Below are 18,896 nucleotides of genomic sequence, written 5' to 3' on the forward strand. Positions count from 1 at the left end.
CACCGGGCGGGTCCCTTGTTTGCAGCTGCGACCGGACCGGACCGGACCGGCGGGCGACGGCGCGTCACCCCGTCCGTACGCGACCGGCCGGCCGCGACACGCCGGGCGGCCCGCCCGCCTGTGGCCCGTCTGGCGCATCCACGCTGCGGGCCGCAACCGCCGTTCATAGCGTGACGGCATGGCAACCGACGCGCTGTATTCCAAGAAGGCCGCCGCCGTCGCGGCGCTCGCGCTCGCCGGAATCTCCCTGACGTCCATACCTGCCACGGCCCGCTCCACGGACCGCCCCGCGGCCGCCGGGCCCGACAGCCGACGCCCCGGCGCCTACGGACCGGGCGTCCGCGTCGGCGAGGCCCCCGATGTGCCCGAGCTGCCGGGCGGGCTCTCGGCCCGGTCCTGGATGGTCTCCGACGCGGATACCGGCGATGTACTCGCCGCCAAGGACCCGCACCGCAAGCTCCCCCCGGCCAGCACCCTCAAGACCCTCTTCGCGGTCACCGTGCTCCCGAAGTTCGAGGCGGGCTCCGTCCACCACGTCAACGCCACCGACCTCAAGGGCGTCGCGGACGGCAGCAGCCTGGTCGGCGTCAAGGAAGGCGGCCAGTACCGGGTCGCCGATCTGTGGCGCGGGGTCTTCCTGCGCTCCGGCAACGACGCCGTGCACGTCCTGGCCTCGATGAACGGAGGCTGGGACGCCACCGCCCAGGAGATGCAGAAGACCGCCGGCAGGCTCGGCGCCCACGACACGACGGTCAAGTCCCCGGACGGCTACGACACGCCGGGCCAGGTCTCCTCGGCGTACGACCTCACGGTCTTCGGCCGCGCCGGTCTCGCCAACCCCGACTTCGCGCGCTACTGCGCGACCGCCAGCGCGCCCTTCCCCACCCCCGGCGGCATCACCCGGATCGAGAACACCAACCGGATGCTGGCCGGTTCCCACGGCATGACCCGCTACCCCGGCATCATCGGCGTCAAGAACGGCTACACCAGCCACGCGGGCAACACCCTCGTCGCCGCCGCCCGCCGGGACGGCCGCACCCTGATGGTCACCGTGATGCACCCGCGCTCCGGCGAGTACAACGCCGTCTACAAGGAGGCGAGCGCCCTGCTCGACTGGGGCTTCGACAGCGTGGGCAAGGCCCGCCCGATCGACACCCTGCACTCCGTGCCGGCCCCTCCCGACGACCGCTCCCCGTACCGGGCCCGGGACCGCTCCGGACACCGCGCCGACATACGCCGGCCGGCCTCCGGCCCCGGGAAGGCACAGGACGCACAGGACGCCGGGAACTCCACCACCGCGCTCTGGGGAGGCGGCGTGGGCGCGGTCGTCCTGGCCGTGGCCGGCACGCTGGCCTGGCGACGCCAGGGCCGGCGCCGCGGGAGGCCGCCGGAGCAGGAGACATAGCCGGAGGAGGAGACGTAGGGCGCGGGGAGCCGGGCCCGAGGCCAGGCGCCGCCTAGGCGCCGCCGGTTCGCAGCCGGGGCGCCGTTCCGGCCGCCGACACCGGCGTGTCGCGCCCGTCCAGGCTCCCCGCCAGCTGCCGCGCCCAGTCCATCAGACCGGCGACGTCGATGCCGTAGGGCTCGGTGGCCGCGTACGGGCCGAGAGCCGTCGCGCCCCGGTCGAGCAGCGCCCCGGCGCCCGTGACATTGCCCCGCGCCGCATGGGTGAGGCCCACCGCGAGCTGCGCCAGGCCCCGCCACAACCCGCGCTCCGCCTCCGGTGCGGACTTCCAGGCGTCCTCCAGGACTTCGTGCGCATGGAAGGGCATCCCGTCGTCCAGCAGCCGCTGCGCCTCGGTCAGCGTCTGGGCGGGCGTACGGGGCACGCCCTCGGGCTGCCGCGCCACGCCGGGGGAGCCGTACGGCAGCGGCCGCCCGAGCCCGTCGCGCGGGCGGGCATTACGGGCCCGCCCCTGCTCGTCCCGGTCCCGGGAGCGGGAGCCTGCGGAACCAGGGGACACCGCCGGCCCCTCGGCCGGATCGGCAACGGCCTCGGCCTCGGCCCCGGATTCCGCTGCGGGGGCGCCGCAGTGCTCGCACACCCCGCCGTCCGGCCGCTCCCGCACCCGGCCGCACTCCTCGCACACCAGGTGCAGCCAGCACGCCGGATCGCCGCCCGGTACGGGCGCGCCGGACTGGTCAGGGGTCTTCTCGGTGCCGTTCACCCTTCGATTGTGCGGTGTACGGTCCGCGCCCGTCTCAGCCGAGCTCCACTTCGTAGAAGCAGAGGTGGTCCTTGATCCGCGCGACCTCGGCGCGCGGCTCGGGGTAGGCCCAGGCGACGTCCTCCGGGCCGCCGGGCAGCGACCAGTAGGAGGCGGTGCCCTTGAAGGGGCAGACGGTGTGGGTGGCCGAGGGGGTGAGCAGGTCCGTGCGGACGTCCTCGGGCGGGAGGTAGTAGCGGGTGGGGTAGCCGGTCTCGGCGAGGAGGAGGGGGCGGTGCGATTCGGCCAGGAGTTGGCCGTCGACGACGACGCGGACGTGGTCGGTGCCTTGGGTGATCTCGATGTGGTGGCCGGGGGCGGCGGGCATGGTGGCGTCCTTCGGGTGGTGGGCGGGCGGTGGTTCGGTCCGGGTGTGCACTCCAGGTGTCACTCCAGGGTGGCACCGGCGGCGTCGAGCAGCGGGACCCGGGCCAGCGCGGTGCGCAGGGTCTCGCCGACGTCGGCGACCCGGATGCCCAGCGCGGTCAGCCAGGAGATGACCTGGGCGAGGGAGGCGTCCATGTCGGCGGTCAGCGGAAGCAGGGCCTGGAGGGTGACCGGAGTGCCGCTGTGCCAGGAGCCGTAGAAGGACAGCAGGGTGCGGGCCCGGCCGTACGACAGGCCGTCGGGCAGCCGGTCGCCGGAGATCCGGATGCCGTAGGAGGCCAGGCGCGCCGCGATGTCCTCCGGGGTGGCCCGCACGTCCTGCGCGGCCACCACGGCACGGGCGAACGGCAGCACCTCGGCCGGGCTGACCCGCCAGCCGGCACAGGGCCCGTCCGGGCTGAGCAGTTCGTCGTCCAGCGCGGTACGGGGCTGCGGCAGGCGCAGCGGGACCTCGATCCCGTACGCCCGCAGACGGGTCAGGACCTCTTCCAGGGAGCGGCCGGTCGTGCGCGCGGCGTGGAAGAGGCGCTCGTAGGTGACCGGTTGGGTGCGCCAGGGCAGCAGCGGCCGGTCCGCGTCGCAGGCGTCGGCGGGGAACGGGTCGGGCGGCCGGAAGCCGTAGCGGGTCAGCCGCTCCAGGACTTCGCCCGGTGCGAGGTGCAGTTTCCGCGCGGCCGAGAGGACATGGCCGGCCGGGACCGGCTCCGCCGGGGAAAGCCAGGGCCAGCACCCGTTCGCATCCGCGCTCAGCAGCGTCAGCGCCGCCTCGTCGGGCGCGTCGGGCAGCGGGCCCGACCGTGCCTCGAATCCGTAGCGGCGCAGCACGGCGGCGACCTCCGGCAGCGGGATGCCCAGCGCGCAGGCCGCCTGCGCCAGGTGGCCCGGCGGTACGGGCTCCTCGGGGTCGAGCCACTGCCGCAGGCCGGGGCCGGGGTCGCGCAGATCCCGCAGCAGCAGCACATCGGGCCGGTCGGCCCGGGCGTGGGCCGGTGCGGCCGCCGGGGACGGGGTGAGCGGCAGCCCGAGCACGGCCGCCCGCCGGCGGACCGCCTCCGGCCCCAGCCGGGCCGCGGCCTGCTCCAGGGCCGTCTGCTGCATCCCTCCGGCGTGGTGGATCCAGGTCCAGTGGCGTTGGCCGGGCCTGCGGTGGGCCAGCAGGAGCTGGTCGGAGGGCAGCGCCGGAAGGACGGCGTCGACCGCGCGCAGAGCGGGGTGGAACGCGGCCAGCGTGTCGAAGACCGGGTTGGGGCGGTGGGCGAGGATCCGCCACAGCAGCACATGGTCGTACGGCGCGCCGTCCACCTTCGTCCACTTCGGATAACGTTCGACGCGCAGCGGCCCGGCCTCCAGGAAGAACGGATCTCCCGGCAGGCACCCGGTGCGCGCGGTGTCGAAGTCCCGGCCGTCGGCCGTCAGCCGCCGGCCCGCCGCGGCGGTCGCCGCCGCCACCGTGTCCGCCAGCTGCACGCTGTGTTCGGCCATCGTGCTGATCCAGTCGAAGGTGGGCAACTGCTGTTCCGTGGCGACCAGATCGCGCGCCGCCTCCGCCAGCACCTCCCGGATCGTTTCCGACACATCGTCGAGGATCTCGGTCCGGTCGGCCGACAGCCGTTCCGGGGCGAAGGCGCCGGAGAGATTCACCACGGCGCCGGTCAGCCCCGTGCCGGTCTGCGACAGCACCCCGCGCCGGACGGCCGGGTGGACCACCAGACCGTCGACGAGTACTCCGCCCCCGCGCTCGCACCACACGACCTGGACACCGTCGGGCGCCTGGCGCCAACGGGCCGTCCGGTGATGGGCGTTGAGTCCGAAACGCTCCTCTGCTGCGCCCTCCCTGGGCTTGAGCTCACCCGCCGGCCAGACGCTCATCCGCCGTCCGTGCCGGGCGACCGTGGGGAACTCCGCGATCCCCAGCACCCGTTCGAGCGCATCGACGCACGACCAGCCCGTGGCCCGCTCGTCCGTGTCCCGCAGATACAGCCGCACCCGCGTCCCCGGCTCCTCGCCGCGCGGTGCCCGCTCCACGATCCGGAACAGATGCCCCGGGCCGAAGACCGACACCTCCAGCAGCGGCCCCGGCGTACCGTCCCGCCCCATCCGGCAGGTCCGCACCCGGATCTCGTCGGCCAGCATGAAGTAGCTCAACACGCCGATGCCGAAACGGGAGTTGGGGAAGAACGGCACCGGTGGGTCGAGCCGCCGCCAGTCCGCCTGCTCCAGCTTGAAGTCCGGCTGTTCGGCGAACCGCGCCCCGGCGTGCGAGAACACCCCGCGCAGCTCGGCATCGCCCATGCCGATGCCGTTGTCGCGGCATTCGACATACTCCCGGCCGTCGTCGTCCACGCCCTGCGCGAAGGCGATACGACCCTCGTACGCATACGCGGCAGGCTCCGTACGGTCGAGATACGCGGTGCGGGCGCGGCGGTGGCGACAGGCGTCGAGGGCGTTCTGGTAGAGCTCGCGGAGGGCGAGTTCGGGGTCCTTGTAGAGCTGGACGCCCATCAGGAGGTCGCGCACCCGGTGCTCGTCGAGGCGGAAACCGGCCCAGCCCTTGAGGACCCCTGCGGCCGGGGCCACGCCGTCCGCCGACAGCCGGGTCGGCAGCGGCGGCAGGGGCTCGGTGACGCGGTCGTGGACGGTGCGGTGGACCGCGTGCAGCAGGTCGTCGGCGCGCACGGTGTAGGCGCGCAGCGCCTCGATGACGGCCTCGTGGTGGCACTGCGCCCGCAGGACCGGCAGATCGGGGGAGCCGCCCCAGCCGGACTCGTCCAGCGTGCGGCGCAGCTGCGCCGGATCGACGGGTTGGGGCACGCCCAGATGTTCCGCGACGATGTCCGGCAGGGCCGTCATCTCGACGGATGTGCCGTAGGCCAGGGCGAGCAGCAGGCACAGGCGGCGGTCGCGGATGCGCTGATGGCGCGGACCGCCCACGACCCGGTCGTCCGCCGGGAGCAGGTCGAGATATTCGGGATTGCAGACACCGGGGCCGCGGCGCAGGCCGTGCAGCAGCCGGCTCACCCGGAGCGGGTCGAGGGCGTCGCCGAGGGCCCGTGCGGCCTCCGGGACGAGGGCGAGGAGTTCGCGTACGGCCTCCGGGTCGCCGAAGTCGGTGCGCTGGGCGAGCCAGCGGTGCCGCAGCCACCAGTGGATCGGCGCCGCCGCCTCGGGGCGCAGGAGGGCCCGTTTGCGTAACAGGGCGTGCTCCTCGGCGTAGGTCTCGAACGATGCGCGGGCCTCGTCGGCCTCCGGCGCGGGCGGGTCGACGGCGGCCCGCACCGCCCGGCGCAGCGTGTGGAGGCGGTAGAGGAACGGGGTGAGGACCAGCAGCGCGGCCTCGGCCGGATACAGATCGAGGGCCGGGCCCCGCCCCGGCTCGCCCAGGAGCCATTCGATGCGGTCGAGGAACCGGGCGGGCAGTCCGGGGTCCTGCCAGGGGTCGGCGGCCAGCAGGCGTTCCGCCACGTCGCGCGGCTGGGCCAGGCGGGCGGCGGCCGCGGCCACGCACCGGCGGAAGGGCGCGGTGTCGCGGCCCTGGGGGACGTGGTCCCACACGGGGGAGTCGGCGGCCAGCCGCGCCCAGGGGTCGTCGGCGGGCGAGGGGGAAGCGGGCGGGGCGGTCTGATGGATCGACAGATGCCCGATGTGCTGCGCCTGGACCACCGGGCCCGCCACCGTGCCGCCCGACACCGTGTTCCGGGTTTCCCCCTCCCGGGGCACTCCGTTCGGGGCGTCCCCGCCCCCGCGTTCCCTTGGCTCTCGCATCGCGCCCGCGCCCTTCCCTCGGCTCAGTGGGGACAGCCTAGGACCGGCGCCCGGTCCCGGAGGCCCGAGGCGACCCCGGCCGGGGACACGCTACGTGATGTCCCGGTCACCCTTGGCGGCTCAGCGGGCATATCCCCTGGGGCAGCAGAAACTCGGCGGAATGTGGCAAAGTGACGACATGGCTGACCGGGGAGCAAAGCGCCCCACCGTGTCGGTGCCGGACGACTGGCCCGCCCACCCGGACCTGACCCTGGCCCTCAACGGCATGGGCGGCTTCGACTGGGACCTCGACAGCGGGCTGATGCACATGGATCCGCCCGCCCTTGAGGTCTTCGACCTGCGCCCGGCGGAGTACGACGACCGTCCGGAGTCCCTCAGCAGCCGCGTACCGGACCATGAGGCGGCCCGGCTGGACGCCCTGGTGGCCCGCGCCCTCAAGGACGGCAGCGACTCCTACGGCGCCTATTTCCGGGCCCGGATGCGCGACGGCGCACTGCGCTGGACCCACATCCAGGGCAGCATCCGCCGCGACCCCACCGGCCGCCCCCGCCGGATCATCGGCATCGTCCGCGACGCCAGCCACGAATACACCCACGCGGCGGAACGCCTCGCGGTCGACGAGGAGCGGCGCCGGCACACCAGCGTCGTCGAGCGCACCACCGCCGCCCTGGCCCATGCCCGGTCGGTCGGCGAGGTCATCGCCGCGCTCGCCAACGAGCAGGGCCTGGAGCGGCTCGGCGCCGAGAACGTCATCCTCGGGCTGGTCGAGGCCGGCCGCATCCGGCTGGTGTCGGAGGGCAAGGCGGGCAGCTTCGTCCCGGACCTGGAATACACCCGGGTCGGCGACCACTTCCCCATGAGCGAGGTCGTCCGCACCCTCACCCCGCGCTATGTGCGCACCCGCGCCGAGTTCCGGTTCGGCTACCCGCGGCTGTGGCACGCCATCGAACCGCTGAACATCCACTCCGCCGCCTATCTGCCGCTGATCGCCCAGGGCCGGCCCATCGGCGTCATCGGGGTGTTCTACGCGCGCGAGAGCGACTTCCGCGACCAGGAGCGCAATGTGCTGCTCGCGCTCGGCAGCAGCATCGCCCAGAGCCTGGCCCGCGCCATGCTCTTCGACCAGGAGCACAGCCTGGCCGCGGACCTCCAGCAGGCCATGCTGCCGCGCCGGATCCCGGGAGTGCCTGGCGCCCAGGTGGCCGTGCGCTATCGCTCCGCCGGCGTCGGCCGGGACATCGGCGGCGACTGGTACGACGTCATCCCGCTGCCCGACGGCCGGGTCGCCGCCGTCATCGGCGACGTCCAGGGCCACGACACCCATGCCGCCGCGCTCATGGGCCAGCTGCGGATCGTGCTGCGCGCCTACGCGGCCGAAGGCCACGCCCCCGCCACCGTCATGGCCCGTGCGTCCGCCTTCCTCAACGAACTGGACACCGACCGCTTCGCCACCTGTACGTATGTCGATGCGGACCTGAGCACGGGGGCGGCCCGGATCGTGCGCGCCGGGCACATCGATCCGATGCTGCGGCACGCCGAGGGCATCTGCCGCCGCCTGCCGGTGGCCGGCGGGCTGCCCCTGGGGATCGCCTCGGAATTCATACGGCTCGACTACCCCGTCACCACCGTCCACCTCGCCCCCGGCGACACCCTGGTGCTGTGCACCGACGGCCTGGTCGAGCAGCCCGGCATCGACCTCGACGACGGCATGCGGGACCTGGCCCGCGTGGTCCGCGACGGACCGCAGGACGTCCAGCAACTGGCCGATACGCTCTGCGAGTCGGCGGACCGGGCCGGGGGCGAGTCGGCCGGCGAGGACGATATGGCGCTGCTGCTGCTCCGGCGCTTGGGCACCCCCGAGCACGACACCGTCGGCCGCTTCCGCCAGCACATTCCCCCCGCCGACCCCGACGCGCTCTCCGCGGCCCGCCATATGATCCGCGCCGCCGTACGGGCCTGGGGCGCCCGCGAGCGCTCCGAGGAGATCGAGCTGGTCGCCGACGAGCTGATCACCAACGCCCTGCTGCACACTGACGGCGAGGCGATCGTCAACATCCGCATGCCGCACAGCGCCATGCGGCGGCTGCGCCTGGAGGTCGAGGACCACTCCAGCAGCCTGCCGCGCCGCCGCGAACCGGGCGAGGCCGGGGTCTCCGGGCGCGGGCTGCTGTTGGTGGACAGGCTGGCGGATGTCTGGGGTGTGGAACCGCGCGGCACCGGAAAGTGCGTATGGTGCGAGTTCAACTGCCTCTGACCGGCGCGGCGCTCGGCCGCCAAGGCACCGGCGGTATCGGGCGCCGAGCAACCGGCACGGCCACGCGAGGACGGTAGGACGGATATGGGATCGCCGGCGGATGCGGAACAGCGCGGTGACGTCCGCGAGGCGGCGGCGCGGCTGCATGCCGAGGGCGTCCGCACCCTCGCGCTGACCTGGGTGGACAACGCGGGCATCACCCGCGCCAAGGCCATCCCGGCCGAGCGGCTGGCGCACGCCGTACGGTACGGGGTCGGCATGTCGCCCGTCTTCGACGTCTTCACCTCCGAGGACGCCATCACCGAATCCGCCCATCTCGGCGGCCCGGCCGGCGATCTGCGGCTCTTCCCCGACCTGGAGCGGATCACGGTGCTCGCCGCACAGCCCGGCTGGGCCTGGGCCCCGGCCGACCGCTACGACCAGGACGGCACCCCGCACCCCGCCTGCCAGCGGCAGTTCGCCCGCGCCATGGCCGACCGCGCCACCGCCGCCGGCCTCGACCTGCGCATGGGCTTCGAGACCGAGTGGGTGGTCACCCGCGCCCCCCAGGGCCACGACCCGGCCGAGGACGATGCGTACGAGCCGCTGGACTACCCCTGCGCCGGCCCCGCCTACGGCATGACCCGCATCGTGGAACTCTCCGACTACCTCCGCGATGTCACCGAAGCCCTCAGCGTCCAGGGCATCGAGGTCCACCAGGTCCATCCCGAGTACGCCCCCGGCCAGTTCGAGGTCAGCTGCGCGCCCGGCGACCCGGTGCGCGCCGCCGACGACGCCGTCCTCGTACGGGAGACCGTCCGCGCCGTCTCCGCCCGGCACCACCTGCGCGCCTCCTTCGCCCCGGCCGTCGTCGCCGGAGCGGTCGGCAACGGCTGCCACCTCCACTTCAGCCTCAACCGCGCGGGCGCGAGCCTGCACCGCGCCCCCGACGCCCCCTGGGGCCTGGCCCCCGACGCCGTCGCCTTCCTCGCCGGCACCCTCGGCGCCCTGCCCGCCCTGCTCGCCGTCGGCTGCCCCTCACCCGCCAGCTATCTGCGGCTCCAGCCCTCCCACTGGGCCGGGGTCTACCAGTGCTGGGGCGTCGAGAACCGCGAGGCGGCGCTGCGGCTGATCCCCGGCGCCCCCGACGACCCCGACGGCGGCAGCGCCGAGATCAAGACCTTCGACGGCGCCGCCAACCCCTACCTCGTCGTCGGCTCGGTGATCGCCGCCGGACTGCACGGCATCGAGACCGGCGCCCGGCTCCCGGCCCCCGAGACCGAGGACCCGGGCACCCTCGGCGTCCGCGAGCGGGCCCGCCGCGGCATCGTCCGCCTGCCCGGCACGCTCACCGAGGCCACCGACCGCTTCGAGAAGTCGGGCCCGCTGCACGAGGCGATGGGCAAGGTGCTGCACGGCGCGGTGCTGGCCGTACGGCGCGCCGAGGAGTCCCGGTTCGCCGACGTCGACGCCGAGGAACTGGCCGCCGCGACCCGCTGGCGCTGGTGACGATGACGGCGCACCACCAGGGACGAGAGCCCGGCCCGGACCACGGCGCCGGGCTGGACCTGCCGCCGCTGGTGGACCACCACTGCCACGGCGTGCTCCGCTACGAACCCGCCCCCGGGACGTTCGCCGCCTACCTCACCGAATCGGACCGCCCGCCCGCCGCGGGCACCACCTTCTTCGACACCCAGACCGGCTTCGCCGTACGTCGCTGGTGCCCGCCCCTGCTCGACCTGCCCGCCCACTGCCCGCCCGGCGACTATCTGGACCGCCGCCGCGCCCTCGGCCCCGACGAGACCCGCCGCCGTCTGCTGGGCGCCACCGGTATCGGCGCCTACCTCCTCGACACCGGCCTGCCCGGCGACCTCACCGGCCCCGCCGAGACCGCCCGCGCCGCGGGCGGCACCGGATACGAGGTCGTCCGCCTGGAAGCGCTGGCCGAACGCACCGCGATCGGGGCGCGCGACGCCGAGGAGTTCACCGACGCCCTCGGCACCGCGATCGAGGACGCCGCCCGCACCGCCGTCGCCTTCAAATCGGTCGCCGCCTACCGCCACGGCCTCGCCCTCGACCCGCTGCCCCCGCCCCCGCACGAGGTGCACCGCGCCGTACGCGACTGGATGGCCGCCGGACTGCCCCGCCTCGCCGACCCCGTCCTGCTGCGCCACCTCGTCTGGCAGGCCGTCGCCACCGGCCGCCCGCTCCAGCTGCACACCGGCTTCGGCGACCCCGACCTGCGCCTGGACCACGCCGACCCCGCCTTGCTGACCGACCTCGTCAAGGCCACCGCCGACACCGGCACCGACCTGGTGCTGCTGCACTGCTACCCGTACCACCGCCAGGCCGCCTACCTGGCGAGCGTCTTCCCGCACGTCTACGCCGACGTCGGACTCGCCCTCACCCACACCGGCCCGCGCGCCACCGCCGTCCTCGCCGAGTTCCTCGAACTCGCCCCCTTCGCCAAACTCCTCTTCTCCACCGACGCCTACGGCCTGCCCGAGCTCTATCTGGTCGGCAGCGTCCTCTTCCGCACCGCCCTCGCCGCCGTCCTCGGCGACTGGACGGCCACCGGCGCCTGGTCCGCCGCCGACGCCCGGCGGGTGGGCGCGATGATCGCGGCGGACAACGCACGACGGGTCTACGGCCTCGACGCCGCCACGGCCGCGCCATGAGCGAGCGTCGGTAAGGGGCGCACCCGGCGAGCGCCTCTTTTCGCCCTGTCCTCCGCCGTACCCCCACGGCGTGCTTTACTGCGCCGCGTGGCATCTACAACGACCTCGGACGGCAACCGCTCACCCAAGAGCCCCGAAGAACCCCACATACCCACCCGCTCCCGGATATTCGCCGATCTGACCCCGCTGCGCACCTCCCCCGACTACCGCCGCCTGTGGTGCGGCAACACCGTCTCCTGGATGGGCCAGCAGATGACCGCCCTCGCGGTCTCCCTCCAGGTCTACGCCCTGACCCACTCCACCTTCTCGGTCGGCCTGGTGGGCCTGTGCTCCCTGGTCCCCCTGGTCGTCTTCGGGCTCTACGGCGGCGCCATCGCCGACACCGTCGACCGGCGCACCCTGGGCCTGTTCAGCGCCTCCGGCGCGACCGTGATGTCCGTCGTCCTGGCCACCGCCGCACTCGTCGGCTACCACCGCGTCTGGCTGCTGTACACCGTCGTCGCCCTCCAGGCCGTCTGCTTCGCGATGAACTCCCCGGCCCGCAGCTCGATGATCCCCCGGCTGCTGCCCACCGAGCAGCTGCCCGCCGCCAACGCCCTCAACTCGCTGACCAGCAACCTCGGTCTGATGGGCGGCCCGATGCTGGGCGGCGTGATCGTCGGCCTGTGGGGATACCAGGCCGCCTACCTCATCGACGTCGCCGCCTTCAGCGCCTCCCTCTACGCCATGTGGCGGCTGCCCCCGATGCGCCCCGACAAGGGCGACGGCGCCCGCCGCCGCGCCTCCGTCCTGGACGGCCTGCGCTTCCTCGCCACCCGCCCCAACCTGCGGATGACGTTCTTCTCCGACATGGCCGCGATGGTGCTCGCCCAGCCGCGGGCCCTGTTCCCCGCGGTCGCCGTCCTCTGGTTCGCGGGCGACGCCAAGACCGTCGGCCTGCTGGTCGCCGCGCCCGCGGTCGGTGCCGTCCTGGGCGGGCTGTTCTCCGGCTGGCTCGGCGGCATCCGCCGCCACGGCCTGGCCATCCTGGTCGCGGTCGCCTCCTGGGGCGCGGCCATCGCCTGCTTCGGCCTCTCCCGCCATCTGTGGCTCGGCCTGTTCTTCCTCGCCGTCGCCGGCTGCGCCGACACCGTCTCGATGGTCTTCCGCAGCACCATGCTCCAGGCCGCCACCCCGGACGAGATGCGCGGTCGCCTCCAGGGCGTCTTCATCGTGGTCGTCGCCGGCGGCCCGCGCCTGGGCGACTTCCTCACCGGCTCGGTCGCCGACCTGACCTCCCCGGAAACCGCGGTCATCGGCGGCGGCCTGGCCTGCGTCCTGACCGTCACCCTCCTCGGCCTCGGCCGCCGCGCCTTCGCCCGCTACGACGCACGGGATCCGCAGCCGTAAGGCCGTATTCCGTCCCGCTGAAGCGGTACCGCTACAGCAGTACCGCCGTCAGATCCGGCTCCTCGAAACCCTCGTCGTCGAACGGGTAGAGCGGCCGCCGCACCCTGTGGTGGCCCAGGCGCAGCAGGTCCTGGTCCACGCCGCCAGGGGTCAGGGCCAGCAGCCAGTCCGCGGCCAGGGCGTACAGCTCGGGCTCCAGATAGCCGATCTTGACCACGACCAGGTCGTACCCGCGCGGATCCAGCGCGCCGAAGTCCGCGCGGGTGTGGAAGGGCCGACGGCGTTCGGTGAGCACCACCGTCACCCCGCCGCGGGTCACGGCCGCCGTCCGCCCGCCCCCGCCCTGGGCCGAGCTGCCGGGCGCGCCCTCCCCGGCGGGCTCCAACGCGGTGACCGTGCCGGTCAGTTCGTACGGCTCGGCGTGCGGGCCGGTGCCCGCGCTGACCTGGCCGCCGACGCGGAGCGTGACGGCGGCGCCCACCCCCGCGGCGAAGCAGGCGGCCACGGCCCGGGGGTCGGTGATCCCGGGGTGCAGCGCGGTCACCCGGCCGCTCGCCAGGTCGTCGTGGGCCAGCAGACGGCCCAGCATGTACGGCAGATCCCCGGCGCCGCCCGCCGTCGGGTTGTCGCCGGAGTCGCTGATCACAAACGGGCGCCGCGGCGAGGCGGCGGCGCGGGCGATGCAGGAGTCCGCATCGCCCGTCGGCCCCACGAAGCGGAAACCGCGGCGGGCGTCCCAGTACCGGCGGGCCAGCAACCCTGCCTGGTGGACGGCCAGTCGGGGATCGTCGGCGGTGACCACGGCCGCGGCCCGGCAGCGCTCCTCGTCGGCCCAGGCGTAGCCCACCCACAGCGCCGCATCGACCACCCCGTCGAGCGCCTCCACCGCGCCGAGCCCGCCGTACAGGGACGCGGCGGGCTCCAGACGGGTACTGGTCTTCTCGCCGGGCAGGAGCACCGGGATCTGCACCCAGGCGCGGTACGGGCGGCCCTTCCCGGACTCCAGCCGTTCCACCAGCTTGCACGCGGCCCGCTCGCGGGTCTCCCAGGCGTCCTCGTGCGGGGCGAGACGGTGCGCGGTGAGCAGGTCGAGACGGGCGGCGAAGCGGCGCGAGACATTGCCGTGCAGATCCATGGCGGCCGAGAGGAGGGCGCGGGGCCCGGCCGCGGCCCGTACGGCCTCGGTGAGGTCCGCCTCCGCATCGTCCAGCCCGACCACGCTCATCGCGCCGTGGATGTCGTACACCAGCCCGTCCAGCGTGCCCGACTCCCGTATCCGGCCGGTCAGTTCGCGCTTGACGCGGTCGTAGGCCGCCCGCTCGACCGGCCCGCCGGGCAGCGCGACGGCATGCACCAGCGGCACCCACTCGACGCGCCCCGCCAGATCCCCGTCCGGCCGGGTCCAGGAGTAGCGCCCCAGCAGCGCCGCGCCGCGGGTCACCCGGAAGTCGTCGTACGTCGTGCGGTGCGGGCAGAACTGGCTGCACTCGACGGCCATACCGCCGATACCGATCCGCAGCCGGGAGACGGGGGAGGGGGCGCGGGGCACGGTCTCAGTACCGGACGATCGCGGTCGGCCCGGACGCCGTCCCGATGGCGAGGTGCGGGGCCAGGGACGGCCGTACCCAGGCCAGGATCCGGGCCATCGCCCTAGCCGGTACGGACACACAACCGGCCGTCGCGCCCTTCCCGTTGACGTGCAGGAAGATGCCGGCGCCGCGGTGGCGCACCGGACGGTGATAGTTGAACCCGGTCACCAGCGCCCGGCCGTACTGCGTCGGATAGTCCGCCAGCCGCTCCGACTCGCCGGCGGCGCAGTCCGGCGGCAGGGGAGCGACCCAGCGGTTGTAGGAGGCGGAGGCGTTGTCCTCGCACCACCAGGAGTCCGGGCCCACCCGCCGGTAGGGGATCGTGGTGCCGGGCGGCGCCGGGTCCAGGCCGAAGGCGTACGGCAGGTCGTACAGCCCCGTCGGGGTGGTGGAGGTGCCCTGCTGCCGGGTACGGCCCTCGGTCAGGCCGCCGGACCCGAAGCGGGCGGGCGCCGAACCGCGCTGGTGCCAGCGGCCGTTGTGCCGCTGCCACCAGGAAACGGTGCCGGTGGTGGAGCCCGTGGTCAGCGCCCGGGCGGTGATCAGCTGGTTGCCGCCGCCGGTGTCGGCCATCAGGGAGGGGAGGGGGAGCGGCTCCGCGCGGGCGGGGGCGGCGGCGGGCCCGAGGAGCAGCGCCGCGCAGCCGAGCAGCAGCGCCGCGAGCGCCGCCGGCGCCGTCCTCCTGCGGGCCGGGGCAGTCCTGGGCACGGCGGTGAGGGGCATAGCGGCACTGTAGGGCCCACCGCGCCGCCCGCACGCCGTCCAAACAGGCCACACAGGCCAAACGGGCCGCCGCACCGGCCGGACCGGCCACCGGCCCCCGGCGACGGCCCCGCCGCCCCGCCCGGCGGGCTCGTCCGCGGCAATCCGTCGTGCGCGGGGGCCATGGACGGGCCAGACTCGGGTACGGGGGCCGATGTGCCACGAAACGTTCCGAAACCGGAGGCCCCCAGTGCAGTGGCAATCGCATACGCGCAGTGACGGCACGCTCGACCGCGAACCCGAGCCCCCGCGGCCCGGGCCGCCCCCGGACCCCGGCGGTCCGCCGCCCAGCCCCCTGCCGGAGCCGCTCCCCGGCCCGCCGCCGACCCCCGAGCCGCCCGACCCCATGCCGCCCGAGCCCTCCCCGGTGCCGCGTCCGCCCGGACCCGACCCGGTCCCGGAGCCGTCCCCGGCTCCCGGACCGCTCTCCTGAGCACCACAGCCCAGCCCCGCACGCTCTCTCCTCTCACGGGAGGTGCCGATCATGGCCATTGCCACGGTCAACCCGGCCACCGGCGAAACCCTCAAGACCTTCGACCCGCTCAACGCCGGTGAGATCGAGGACCACCTCGTCCGCGCCGAGCAGGCATTCCAGGAGCACCGCACCACCACCTTCGGCTACCGCAGCGAACGCCTGCTCGCCGCCGCCGATCTGCTGGAGGCCGATCTGGACTCGATCTCCCGCACCATGACCACCGAAATGGGCAAACCGCTCGCCCAGGCGCGCGCCGAGGCGAAGAAATGCGTCAAGACGATGCGCTGGTACGCCCACCACGCCGAGGAGCTGCTCGCCGACGAACACCCCGACCCCGCCGACGTGACCGACTCCGGCGCCGCCCGCGCCGTGGTGCGCTACCGCCCGCTGGGCACCGTGCTCGCGGTGATGCCCTGGAACTTCCCGCTCTGGCAGGTCGTACGGTTCGCCGCCCCCGCCCTGATGGCGGGCAACACCGGTCTGCTCAAACACGCCTCGAACGTCCCGCAGACCGCCCTGTACATCGAGGAGCTGTTCCGCCGCGCCGGCTTCGCCGAGGGCTGTTTCCAGACCCTGCTGATCGGCGCCCGAGCCGTCGAGGACATTCTGCGCGACCCGCGGATCGCCGCCGCGACCCTCACCGGCAGTGAACCGGCCGGCCGCTCGGTCGCCTCGATCGCCGGCGACGAGGTCAAGAAAACCGTGCTGGAACTCGGCGGCAGCGACCCGTATGTCGTCCTGCCGTCGGCCGATCTCGACAAGGCGGCCTCGGTCGCCGTGACCGCCCGTGTCCAGAACAACGGACAGTCGTGCATCGCGGCCAAGCGGTTCATCGTCCACACCGACGTCTACGACGACTTCGCCGCCCGCTTCACCGAGCGGATGTCCGCCCTCACCGTCGGCGACCCCATGGACGAGCACACCGACGTCGGCCCGCTCGCCAGCGAGCAGGGCCGCTCCGACCTGGAAGAACTGGTCGATGACGCGGTCCACCGGGGCGCCACGGCGCTGTGCGGCGGCCGCCGCCCGCCCGAGCACCCCGCGGGCTGGTTCTACGAGCCGACCGTGCTCTCCGGCATCGACCCCGCCATGCGCATCCACCACGAGGAGGCGTTCGGCCCGGTCGCCTCGCTCTACCGCGTCGCCGACCTGGACGAGGCGGTGACGGTCGCCAACGACTCGCCGTTCGGGCTCAGTTCCAACGCCTGGACCCGCGACCCCGACGAACAGGCCCGCCTGGCCCGCGACCTCCAGGCCGGCGGCGTCTTCTTCAACGGGATGACGGCCTCCCACCCCGGCCTGCCCTTCGGCGGCGCCAAACGGTCCGGCTACGGCCGGGAGCTCTCCGGGCACGGCATCAAGGAGTTCTGCAATATGACGACGCTTTGGTACGGGCCCGAAAGCTAGGTCACGGGGCGTCCCAGAGGGTGGCGGACATCTCGAATGCGGGGTGCGAGCCGCCCCCTGAGGACGTGTCGACCTTGGTGAAGGTCACCTTCGCCACCCGGTTGTCGGTGGTGATCACGCACCAGGTCGTGCCTTGAGTGATCTTCGTCGCGGGCGTGGTCTGGGCGACGCCGCCGGCGTTCGCGGCGGCCCGGCAGTCGGCCGCCGTCGCGGTGCGGGCGTCGGCGACACCGGCCCGCACCTGTTCGGAGCCGTACGCGATCACGGCAGGGCCGCCGTCCTGTATACCTATACCGCAGCCGTAGTTGACGAACTCGCTGCCCGAATCACCGGTTCCGCCGGCATGGGTCGAGGGCTCGTCCAGGTCGAGGACCTGAATCCACTGCCCGCCGATGTCGCAGGTTGCCGCCTGCCAGCTGAGCTTCCGGTCGCGGTACAGCACCTTCGGGCCCGCGGGGGCGGTGCCGTCCCCGGCCGCCGCCTTGCTCGGCGGTGCGGTGCCGGGGGTCGTGCCTAACGGGCCGGGAGTGGTGCCCGACGGGCTGCCGGTGTGCTGCGATGCCCCGTCCCGGGCCTGGCCGTCGGGTGCGCCACCCTTGCCCGAGGCACCGTCACCCGCACCCAGTACCCCTTTGACCAACGACGACGCCAGCAGTACCGCCAGTGCACCGCCGACCGCCGCGGCGATCACCACCGGTCGTCCGCCCTTGTGCCCGCGCGGCGGCGGAGTGGGGGCACCCAGATGGAACGGCTGCGCGGGGGCGCCCGGAAAGAACGGCGGCGGTGACGGCGGCGCCGACGGCCGTGGTGGTGGCGGCACCGCACCGGGCGTCCCGACCGGCCCCCGTACCAGCGCCAGCGACCCGGCCGCCCCGGCCGAACGGCGCTGCGGACGGGGCAGTCCCCGGCTGTGCAGATCGCGGTCGACCGCGCGGTGGATCTCGTCGAGGGTGAGGGCGGCCGGCGCGCCCAGGGACTCCAGCAGGGCGCCGGTGAACGCGGTGTAGCGCGCTCCGGAGGGCGCATGCGCCGGAGCCGTTTTCGTCGTGGAGGTGAGGGTGTACGTTCCCGATACGTCGAGCTGACCAACGGCCAGGTTGGTCGGCTCGGCCATCGCGGACACCGCCCGGCCCGAGAAGCAGCAGTCCAGCAGCAGGACCCGCGACCGGGCCCGGGCCTCGCCCACCTGGCGTTTGAGCAATTCGATCGGGACCGCGGTGAAGCCGATGTTCTCGACATCGGTGTAAACCAGTGCGAGGTGCAGCAGCCCGTCGCCGTCCAGCACGCCGTGTCCGGCGTAATAGACCAGCAGCAGATCCTCCGCCTCCCGCACCGCCCAGCTCAGCGCCGCGCCGACGGCGGCCTGATCGGCGGGGTCGGACACCACCCGGCAGTGCTCGGACGCCAGCAGCCCGTGCGCCGGATCGGTCAGGGCGGCCTTCAGCGCCCCGAGATTCGCCTCGACGGAGGGGATGTCGGGCAGCCCGGTATGACCGAAGCGACTCGTCCCGATCAGCACGGCCCTGCTGGTGGGGCCGTGCGGGAAGCGTCTGCCGCTCATTCCCCCTGCCCGTTGCGGGAGTCGAGGGAGCGGAACAGCTCCTGCGCTTCGTGGAGCACCGCCGACTGGTCGGTGGCGCGTTTGACGTCGATGCTGACCTTACGGCCGTCGCCCAGCTCCAGGCTGACCGCGACATCGGGTCGGCGGCTGGTGAACCAGGTGCACAGAGGGGCGATCAGCCCCGCGATACCGCCCGATCCCAGAATGACCGTCAGCGCCGTCAGCGTGCCGCCCATGTGGCCGGGCGCCGGCGGAGCGTACTGCCAGGTGACCCGGCCGCGCAGCTCGTCGTCGCACGCCAGCCACTGCTGCAGCGACCGCAGGTGCGCTTCGCCGTCCATCCCCTTGACGGTCAGCCGCAGTTGTCCCGGACCCTGACCGGCCCCCACATCCGCCATCGGTCGTCCTCCCCCTTGCGATGGGACGCCATCTTGGCACGATCGTCC

Annotated in this window: 13 protein-coding genes; 6 read left to right on the forward strand and 7 right to left on the reverse strand. The window is 74.2% G+C overall.

The window, feature by feature from the left end:
- Window positions 1–178: 178 nt before the first annotated feature.
- Window positions 179–1,405: a D-alanyl-D-alanine carboxypeptidase family protein gene (locus tag B1H19_RS34640; RefSeq protein WP_083108835.1), complete on the forward strand. Its 1,227-nt coding sequence runs from the start codon at window positions 179–181 to the stop codon at window positions 1,403–1,405.
- 52 nt (window positions 1,406–1,457) lie between these two features.
- Here B1H19_RS34640 and B1H19_RS34645 read toward each other — a convergent pair whose 3' ends face one another.
- The 3 genes from B1H19_RS34645 to B1H19_RS34655 all read right to left on the reverse strand — a co-directional run bounded on the left by B1H19_RS34645 (window position 1,458) and on the right by B1H19_RS34655 (window position 6,281).
- Entirely contained in the window at window positions 1,458–1,964 is a 507-nt protein-coding gene (locus tag B1H19_RS34645) for a DUF309 domain-containing protein (RefSeq protein WP_237289942.1), read from the reverse strand.
- Window positions 1,965–2,202: 238 nt separating this feature from the next.
- Window positions 2,203–2,535, reverse strand: coding sequence for a DUF427 domain-containing protein (locus tag B1H19_RS34650; protein WP_083110056.1), 333 nt, complete (start codon window positions 2,533–2,535; stop codon window positions 2,203–2,205).
- 59 nt (window positions 2,536–2,594) lie between these two features.
- Window positions 2,595–6,281: a wHTH domain-containing protein gene (locus B1H19_RS34655; RefSeq protein ID WP_083108837.1), complete on the reverse strand. Its 3,687-nt coding sequence runs from the start codon at window positions 6,279–6,281 to the stop codon at window positions 2,595–2,597.
- A gap of 253 nt (window positions 6,282–6,534) precedes the next feature.
- On the opposite strand from B1H19_RS34655, the gene B1H19_RS34660 reads away from it, so the two are divergent.
- The 4 genes from B1H19_RS34660 (at window position 6,535) to B1H19_RS34675 (ending at window position 12,656) form a co-directional block, all read left to right on the forward strand.
- Window positions 6,535–8,610: a SpoIIE family protein phosphatase gene (locus B1H19_RS34660; RefSeq protein WP_083108838.1), complete on the forward strand. Its 2,076-nt coding sequence runs from the start codon at window positions 6,535–6,537 to the stop codon at window positions 8,608–8,610.
- Between the two features lie 84 nt (window positions 8,611–8,694).
- The gene (locus B1H19_RS34665) at window positions 8,695–10,098 is read left to right on the forward strand and encodes a type I glutamate--ammonia ligase (RefSeq protein ID WP_083108839.1); all 1,404 of its coding nucleotides are present in this window, start codon (window positions 8,695–8,697) and stop codon (window positions 10,096–10,098) included.
- 2 nt (window positions 10,099–10,100) lie between these two features.
- Window positions 10,101–11,267: an amidohydrolase family protein gene (locus B1H19_RS34670; RefSeq protein WP_203237393.1), complete on the forward strand. Its 1,167-nt coding sequence runs from the start codon at window positions 10,101–10,103 to the stop codon at window positions 11,265–11,267.
- Window positions 11,268–11,414: 147 nt separating this feature from the next.
- The gene (locus B1H19_RS34675; RefSeq protein WP_107426487.1) at window positions 11,415–12,656 is read left to right on the forward strand and encodes an MFS transporter; all 1,242 of its coding nucleotides are present in this window, start codon (window positions 11,415–11,417) and stop codon (window positions 12,654–12,656) included.
- 31 nt (window positions 12,657–12,687) lie between these two features.
- Here B1H19_RS34675 and B1H19_RS34680 read toward each other — a convergent pair whose 3' ends face one another.
- Window positions 12,688–14,205 (reverse strand): M81 family metallopeptidase, encoded by a 1,518-nt coding sequence (locus B1H19_RS34680; RefSeq protein WP_257789456.1) that lies wholly within the window; start codon window positions 14,203–14,205, stop codon window positions 12,688–12,690.
- A 4-nt stretch (window positions 14,206–14,209) separates the two neighbouring features.
- Complete coding sequence (locus tag B1H19_RS34685) at window positions 14,210–14,968, reverse strand: L,D-transpeptidase family protein (protein WP_237289676.1); 759 nt, start codon at window positions 14,966–14,968, stop codon at window positions 14,210–14,212.
- Window positions 14,969–15,491: 523 nt separating this feature from the next.
- Here B1H19_RS34685 and B1H19_RS34695 point away from each other — a divergent pair.
- Window positions 15,492–16,889: an NADP-dependent succinic semialdehyde dehydrogenase gene (locus B1H19_RS34695; RefSeq protein ID WP_083110060.1), complete on the forward strand. Its 1,398-nt coding sequence runs from the start codon at window positions 15,492–15,494 to the stop codon at window positions 16,887–16,889.
- A gap of 1 nt (window position 16,890) precedes the next feature.
- Here B1H19_RS34695 and B1H19_RS34700 read toward each other — a convergent pair whose 3' ends face one another.
- Together B1H19_RS34700 and B1H19_RS34705 are read right to left on the reverse strand one after the other, a co-directional pair.
- Complete coding sequence (locus B1H19_RS34700) at window positions 16,891–18,450, reverse strand: caspase family protein (protein ID WP_083108842.1); 1,560 nt, start codon at window positions 18,448–18,450, stop codon at window positions 16,891–16,893.
- Entirely contained in the window at window positions 18,447–18,848 is a 402-nt protein-coding gene (locus B1H19_RS34705) for an effector-associated constant component EACC1 (protein ID WP_083108843.1), read from the reverse strand. Before B1H19_RS34705 ends, B1H19_RS34700 begins: the two co-directional genes overlap by 4 nt.
- Window positions 18,849–18,896: the final 48 nt, after the last annotated feature.

It is taken from the genome of Streptomyces gilvosporeus, assembly GCF_002082195.1.
Classification (GTDB): domain Bacteria; phylum Actinomycetota; class Actinomycetes; order Streptomycetales; family Streptomycetaceae; genus Streptomyces; species Streptomyces gilvosporeus.

Excerpts from the sequence above, each read along its gene's own strand:
- B1H19_RS34695 (WP_083110060.1), top strand. The coding sequence starts at position 15,492 with ATGGCCATTGCCACGGTCAACCCGGCCACCGGCGAAACCCTCAAGACC.
- B1H19_RS34660 (WP_083108838.1), top strand. The coding sequence starts at position 6,535 with ATGGCTGACCGGGGAGCAAAGCGCCCCACCGTGTCGGTGCCGGACGAC.
- B1H19_RS34670 (WP_203237393.1), top strand. The coding sequence starts at position 10,101 with ATGACGGCGCACCACCAGGGACGAGAGCCCGGCCCGGACCACGGCGCC.
- B1H19_RS34650 (WP_083110056.1), bottom strand. The coding sequence starts at position 2,535 with ATGCCCGCCGCCCCCGGCCACCACATCGAGATCACCCAAGGCACCGAC.
- B1H19_RS34705 (WP_083108843.1), bottom strand. The coding sequence starts at position 18,848 with ATGGCGGATGTGGGGGCCGGTCAGGGTCCGGGACAACTGCGGCTGACC.
- B1H19_RS34640 (WP_083108835.1), top strand. The coding sequence starts at position 179 with ATGGCAACCGACGCGCTGTATTCCAAGAAGGCCGCCGCCGTCGCGGCG.
- B1H19_RS34700 (WP_083108842.1), bottom strand. The coding sequence starts at position 18,450 with ATGAGCGGCAGACGCTTCCCGCACGGCCCCACCAGCAGGGCCGTGCTG.
- B1H19_RS34665 (WP_083108839.1), top strand. The coding sequence starts at position 8,695 with ATGGGATCGCCGGCGGATGCGGAACAGCGCGGTGACGTCCGCGAGGCG.
- B1H19_RS34685 (WP_237289676.1), bottom strand. The coding sequence starts at position 14,968 with ATGCCCCTCACCGCCGTGCCCAGGACTGCCCCGGCCCGCAGGAGGACG.